A 7,654-nucleotide genomic window follows, 5' to 3' on the forward strand; every position below is an offset into this window, starting at 1 on the left:
ACCAATGATGGTGACGAGGACACCGACGGTGATGGTAAGCCGAACAAGGACGAGTCCAACCCGGATGAGGACAAGATCACCGATAAGGATGGTGATGGCATCCCGGACATCATTGACCGTGATGATGAGGATGGTCCGAAGGGTGATAAGGACGGCGACGACATCATCAACGCTGAGGACCCGGATGCTGATGGCGACGGTGTGTCCAATGCTGATGAGAAGGAAGCCGGCCTAGATCCGCTGAACCCGGATACTGATGGTGACGGCACCGAGGATGGTGACGAGGACACCGATGGTGACGGCAAGAAGAACAAGGATGAGTCCGAGGTTCCTGAGGGCAAGGTTGAAGACAAGGACGGCGACGGCCTTGGTGATACCGGTGTTACCGATAAGGATCCGGAGGACGGCGAGGCTGACATCACCGATGGCCCGCTGACCAACGACACTGATGGTGACGGCAAGCCGGATGCTGTTGATCCGGACATCGATAATGATGGTGTCAATAACTCTGACGAGAAGGCTGCCGGTACCGATCCGTATAACCCGGATACCGATGGTGACGGCACCAATGATGGTGACGAGGACACCGATGGTGACGGCAAGCCGAACAAGGATGAGTCCAACCCGGATGAGGATAAGACCACCGATAAGGATGGCGACGGTATCCCGGACATCATCGACAAGGATGATGAGGATGGTCCGAAGGGTGATAAGGACGGCGACGGCATCATCAACTCTGAGGACCCGGACGCTGATGGCGACGGTGTGTCCAACGATGATGAGAAGGAAGCCGGCCTTAATCCGCTGAACCCGGACACCGATGGCAACGGTACCAATGATGGTGACGAGGACAGCGACAAGGACGGCAAGTCCAACGCTGAGGAGTCTGAGGTTCCTGAGGGCAAGGTTGAAGACAAGGACGAAGACGGCCTTGGCGACACCGGTATCACCGACAGGAACGGCAACGATGTCGCCGATCTGATTGAGGCTGAGGACAAGCCAGGTGACGAGGACGACAAGCCGTCTGATGGCAAGAAGGACTCCGATAACGACGGTCTGACCGACGATAAGGAGAAGGAGCTTGGTACCGATCCGAATAAGGCTGACACCGATGATGACGGTATCAACGACGGTGATGAGGTAGACGGTTCTAAGAACCCGTTCGATAAGGACGGCAACAAGGTTAAGCCGGGTGAGAACGGTGCTCCGACGGATCCGACCAAGCCTGATACTGATGGTGACGGCCACAATGATGGTTCTGAGGTCAACAACAAGGACAAGGACGGCAAGCCTGCTCCGACGGATCCGAATGACCCGAACTCCAAGCCGGGTGAGGATGACCAGAAGGATACTGATGGTGATGGCCTGCCCGATGATAAGGAGAAGGAGCTTGGTACCGATCCGAATAAGGCTGACACCGATGATGACGGTATCGACGACGGTGATGAGGTAGACGGTTCGAAGAACCCGTTCGATAAGGACGGCAACAAGGTTAAGCCGGGTGAGAACGGTGCTCCGACGGATCCGACCAAGCCTGATACTGATGGTGACGGCCACAATGATGGTTCTGAGGTCAACAACAAGGACAAGGACGGCAAGCCTGCTCCGACCGATCCGAATGACCCGAACTCCAAGCCGAGTGAGGATGACCAGAAGGATACTGATGGTGATGGCCTGCCCGATGATAAGGAGAAGGAGCTTGGTACCGATCCGAATAAGGCTGACACCGATGATGACGGTATCGACGACGGTGACGAGGTAGACGGTTCGAAGAACCCGTTCGATAAGGACGGCAACAAGGTCAAGCCGGGTGAGAAGGGTGCTCCTACTGACCCGACCAAGGCTGATACTGATGGTGATGGCACCAATGATGGTGACGAGGTCACTGGTTCTAAGAACAAGGGCAAGCCGACTGATCCGAATGACCCGAACTCTAAGCCGAAGAAGCCGAAGAAGCCGATGATTCCGGGTCTTCCGTGGGGTCCGTCCTGGCCGGTTCCGCCGACCAAGCCGGGCGATGACAAGAAGGGCAAGGACTCCGATGGTGATGGTCTGACTGACGATCAGGAGAAGGAGCTTGGTACCGATCCGAATAAGGCTGACACCGATGGTGATGGCATTAAGGATGGTGCTGAGGTTGATGGTTCTGAGAACCCGTTCGATAAGGACGGCAACAAGGTTAAGCCGGGTGACAACGGTGCTCCGACTGACCCGACCAACCCTGACTCTGATGGTGACGGCACCGAAGATGGTGATGAGGTAACCGGTTCTAAGAATGACGGTAAGCCGACTGATCCGAATGATGCTGACTCCAAGCCGGGTAAGCCTGCCGAGCCGGGCAAGCCTTCTGAGCCGGGTGATACCCCTGACGGAAATGGTTCTTCTAACCTGTCTGAGCGTTGCATCAACACTGGTATGGGTATTGGCCTGCCGCTGTTGTTCCTGATTCCGGTTGGTCTGGCTTCCCAGATGAATATTCCGGGTCTGTCGGACTTCTTGGCTCCGATTAACAAGCAGATTCAGGACCTGAACATGCGTCTGCAGCAGCAGACCAACACCTTTAATGGTCCGTTGGCTAAGCAGATGGCTGGTATTGATGCGCAGCTGAAGCGTTTCGGTGCTGATTACCACCAGGCTGCTGGTGCTGTGGCTCTGATTGCTGCTGGTGCTCTGGCTATCGGCCTGTTGGCTGATGCGTGTGCACCGGGTGCTGATGAGGAAGGTTCCTCCAAGTAAGAGGAAGACCGCGATAACCGAGGGCCAGCCGGCCCAACGTGGCCGGCTGACACGCTAAAGGTCAGACTGTAGACACCGAGCCCCCTTTTCCCACCGATACCCTGCGGTGAGGAAAGGGGGCTTTGGTGATCGCGTAGGTGATCACGTAGGCGCTACGCGTTAGGGAATGGTGGGGGACGGGGGGACGTCGCCAAGCAGCACAGCGTCAAATGTGTGCGATAATTCGAGAATGACTACCGCAGGCGATAACGCAGGCCGCATCGGCACCCCACTCACAGCAACCGCTACCAAGGTGCTGTTGCTAGGGGCGGGTGAGCTGGGTAAGCAGCTGGCAATGGCCTTCCAAAATTTAGGGCTCGAGGTTCACGCCGTGGACCGCTACGCAGGAGCACCCGCGCAGCAGCTCGCGCACTTTAGTTACATCGCAGACATTAGGGACCCGCAGAAGGTGTGGGAGCTTACTGAGCGAATCAAGCCGGACTACGTCGTCCCCGAGGTGGAGACAGTGGCGATCGAAGCGCTCGAGCGCGTGGAGGAAGAACTGGGGGCCACAGTGGTGCCTTCCGCGCGTGCGTGCGCGCTGACCCAATCGCGGGAGAGTGTTCGTGGCGTGGCTGAGAGCATCGGCTTGCCTGTGTCCGGCTATCGCTTTGCGGAGTCCCCTGAGGAGCTGCAGCAGGCGGTGGAGGAGTTGGGCCTGCCGTGCATTGTGAAGCCGGATATCACGACCTCCGGCAAGGGCCACGTCCTTCTTAAGGAAGAGGAGGACGTAGAGGAGGCCTGGTCCATGGTGCGCCACGTGTCCTCAGATAATAAGCGCGTGGTGGTGGAGCGCTTCGTGGACTTTGATTATGAGGTCACGCTCCTGGCGGTGCGCTCCATTGACCCGGCCACGGGCAAGATGGCCACGTGGTTTAGTGAGCCTATTGGTCACCGTCACGAAAAGGGTGACCTGGTGGAGTCCTGGCAGCCCATGGCAATGAGTGAGGATGCGCTGGCGAATGCACGTTCCGTGGCCGCGCGCATCTCCAATGAGTTGGGAGGACGCGGCGTGTACGGCGTAGAGCTCTTCGTGGCTGGCGATGACGTGTACTTCTCCTCCGTCTCGCCACGCCCGTTGGATACGGCGATGCTGACGGACTATACCCAGCGTTTCTCTGAGTTTGATTTGCACGTGCGCGCCATGTTGGGCCTTCCCATTGACGTCACGTTGGTCAGTCCCGGTGCTGCGGTCATTCTCCACGCTGATGCTGAGCTTGACGACGTCTCGTATTCCGGCCTCGATGCTGCCATGGCTTATGAGGAGACCGACGTGCGTCTGTTTGGTAAGCCGTGGGCGTATTCAGGCCGCCGCATGGGGATGGTGGCTACGACTGCTGAGGACGTTGAGACCGCCCGCGACAGGGCCGCCTTAGCGTCTTCTAAGATTACTGTGGGGCCAAGCCAGAGCGAGTTTGCTCAGGGTCCCTCCGAAAAGCTCTCGCCTGACGACGCCTCCGCTACCGACATCGACGTCATCGAAGTCGCCGAGCCCGTCATCGACGTCGATCCCAAGCTCACCAGGTCTGCCGACGACTAACGGGGAGGTAGCACTACACCCTTGGGTGTAGATGTGTGCAGGAATTTTTTAAGCGGTTGCGCGGTATGCGCGGCCGCTTCTTGTCTACCTCAAGGGAGTCCACAGGTGGGGAATTCGACTCACTTGAGGGAAAGGGTGTTCTACTAAAAACCGAAGTTTCAACTAACCTTTGTGCCCCTCCTTACTGAGCTTCATGTTCGCTCAGTGTCCTAATGTCCGCGATGCTGTTCATATTTGGTTGAAATTTGCACATACTAACCCCTGCTAAAGCTTAGAAAATCTGAGTTGAGAAATTAAGACGAGAGAACTCTAACTTAATCAGGTTTCCTAAAACTGAGAATGTCGATATGTCAACAACGTATCGAACATTATGACTAACGGCACGATTTAAAGGTGCTACCATGCCGATTTACATGCGGGTTTGCCGACTTTCCACTGCTATAAGCGAAATTTATAGAAGAATCACCAATCTTGCAGGAACCTGTGCGCGATGATATTCTCCTGAGTGGACTTTAAGAGTAGATCGAGAGTCTGAAGGTGGTTATGCCGGTCAGGGTGGAAATGCCACGTCAAGATTTCAGATATTCTCAGCATCCGTCCGGACGCTGCGCAGAATAAATTGTAAGAGTTTGCAACATCCGAAGAGGAAACAATGAGTAGATTACGAAACATCTCCAGAGAGGGGTGGATGGTCTTTACCGCAGTGCTGACTGCCATTGCGGTAATTGCGGCCATGATTGCCGTTCCTGGCGTGAAGGCGGGGGCTGCGGAGCCTACTGACTTCAAGCCGGACTATGATCTTGGCGCCGAAGCAAAGAAGCTTGGTGGCGATGACAGCTGGGGCACGCTCGTGTGGGCTGGTAAGCCGCCAGCAGGGGCAATTAATACCAACCAGAACAACGATGTCGGTTGGGGTTGGTGTATCGATTACACCATCGCTGATCCAATGCGTAAGAGTGGTCGATACCTGAGGTCCGAGGCAGGCGCGATTCGCTTCGATGACCCGAAGTATCAGAATGCCGCAATCGGTCTAGCGATGAAGATGCGCGATGCGACGGCAGCGGGCGATAAGGCGCTTGCCTACAAATACAGCGTCTACCTAACTGCAATCATTTCTGATGCTTCCGGTAGGGCTGCTGCGATTAAGTTTCTCCGCGCAAACGAACCGGGGCAGAATCCTCAAACGGTCCGTCCACTTCGTGGATTTGACGGAAATTCTGATGAATTTACGCAGCTTACGGGTCTTCGCATCGTAATGGATGACACGCGATATCTTGATGACCAGTTTGAGGTTGATCCTTCGGTAACGATCCCCGAGCAGCCGATGGATGCGTTCATTACCGTCGTCGGCCCCAACGGTGAAACCCGTTTCCACACTGGCGGTGGTCAGCGTGTGGTCCCGATTGATCAGCCTGGCCTTCCGGGCGATGGTGGACACAACCCGGGCACTGATGAAGAGAACGATCCTAACCCGTATCCATCTCCGTCAGAAAGCACTGAACCTGAGCCGTCTTCTTCTGTAACGGAAACGACGTCTTCTGACCAGCCGACGACGGAGGAGACGACCGAACCGTCTGAGCCGTCGACGACCGATGAGCAGACTACCGAGGAAACTACGTCTGAAACCTCAGACGAGCCGACGACTGAAGAGACCACTACGACTTCGAATACTGACGAAGTTCCGGAGCCGACGACGTCGGAAAGCACACCCAATTCGGAAACGACTACTGTAACGGTAACGACTTCTGAAAACCCGTCTGAGGGCGAGACGACCGCGCCTGAGTCGACGACGCCTGGCGAGGAGACGACTTCCGATACCACGGAAAAGACGACCACCAAGGAGACGTCGACTGAGTCTACTGAGGAACCGACTCCGACCCCGACTACTGACGTAGGTCCGGAGCCGACCCCTACGACTTCTCAGCAGGAGAAGCCGCTCAAGCCGGAGATCAAGACCCAGGCCAAGTTTGATGGTGACAAGCAGCAGGTTGTTGCTGGCGCAACCGTTATTGACACGGTTCATTACGAGGACCTGGTTCCGGGTAAGAAGTACACCCTGAAGGCCGAACTTCGTAACAAGGCTGTTGACGCTAACGCTAATGGCGAGCACGCTGTTGTTGGTACCGGCTCGCAGGAATTCACTGCGGAAGCTGAGTCCGGCGACGTTGAGGTAAAGATTAACGTCGATAAACAGCTCGAGTCCCCGATCGCTGCTGCCGTTGCTTTCGAGAAGCTCTTCTCTTCCGAGGTAGACAAGGATGGCAACGACATCTCCGGCTCCGGCGAGGAGAAGGAGATTGCCAACCACGAGGACATTACCGACGAGGCACAGACCGTTAACACTGTCTGGAACCCTGAAATCGGTACGACGGCCAAGTTCAAGGACGGTAACCGCGTTGTTGAGGGTGCCACGGTTATCGACACCGTGACGTATATGGACCTTGTTCCTGGCAAGAACTACACCCTAAAGGCAAAGCTGATCTCTAAGGAGGACGGCACCACTGTTCTGGGTGAGGCTACCCACAACTTCACTGCAGAGAAGTCTGCTGGCTCTGAGGACGTTGAGATTATCGTTAATGACAACGCCAAGGATGGAGCTACCGCAGCGGTTGCTTTTGAGAAGCTGTTCTCCTCCGAGGTAGACAAGGGTGGCAACGACATCTCCGGCTCCAACGAGGAGAAGGAGATTGCTAAGCACGAGGACATCAACGACGAGGATCAGACTGTGACTTCCGAGCTGAACCCGTCGATTAAGACCAAGGCTGAATTCGACAATGCTAAGCAGGTTGCTGCCGGCGTTGTAGTTAAGGACACTGTTTCCTACACTGATTTGGTTCCGGGTAAGGAGTACACCCTTAAGGCAGAGCTGCGTAACAAGGCTGCTGACGCTAACGGTGAGCATGCTGTTATTGGTCATGGTGACCTGACCTTCAGCCCGAAGACTTCTGCAGGTGAGGTTGTTGTTGACATCAAGGTCAATGAGGACCTTGAGGGCGTAGTTGAGGCTGCGGTTGCATTCGAGAAGCTGTACTCCAAGCAGGTTGATGAAACCGGTAAGGATGTTCCGAATAACGAGGGTGACGGAAATGAGATCACCACTCACGAGGACATCAACGACGAGGATCAGACTGTGACCTCTGAGGAGGAGCCATCTGAGTCGACGACCCCGGAGAAGCCGGGTGAGGAGACCTGTGAGTCCACGACCCCGGAGAAGCCGGGTGAGGAGACTACTCCGAATAAGCCGGGTGAGCCGGGTGAGGAGACCACCCCGAATAAGCCGGGCGAATCCACCATTCCGGGTAAGCCGGGTGAGTCTACGACTCCGAATGATCCGTGTGA

2 protein-coding genes and 1 pseudogene are annotated in these 7,654 nt (G+C 55.9%); all 3 read left to right on the forward strand.

The genetic code is table 11. The features are described 5' to 3' along the window. Positions 1 to 2,736 (forward strand): annotated as a pseudogene (locus tag NX84_RS13035) (hypothetical protein); the annotation flags it as partial. A 229-nt stretch (positions 2,737 to 2,965) separates the two neighbouring features. Next, a complete protein-coding gene (gene purT / locus NX84_RS12185; RefSeq protein WP_082013978.1) occupies positions 2,966 to 4,315 on the forward strand; it encodes a formate-dependent phosphoribosylglycinamide formyltransferase in 1,350 nt (449 codons plus the stop codon). 652 nt (positions 4,316 to 4,967) lie between these two features. Continuing rightward, on the forward strand, positions 4,968 to 7,654 hold a 2,687-nt coding region (locus tag NX84_RS12860), incomplete at its 3' end, for a VaFE repeat-containing surface-anchored protein (RefSeq protein WP_156126965.1).

It is taken from the genome of Corynebacterium minutissimum (genome assembly GCF_000805675.1).
In the GTDB taxonomy this organism is placed as follows: domain Bacteria; phylum Actinomycetota; class Actinomycetes; order Mycobacteriales; family Mycobacteriaceae; genus Corynebacterium; species Corynebacterium minutissimum.

Bases quoted from the DNA above. Each gene is read 5' to 3' on its own strand.
- purT (WP_082013978.1), top strand. From the start codon at position 2,966: ATGACTACCGCAGGCGATAACGCAGGCCGCATCGGCACCCCACTCACA.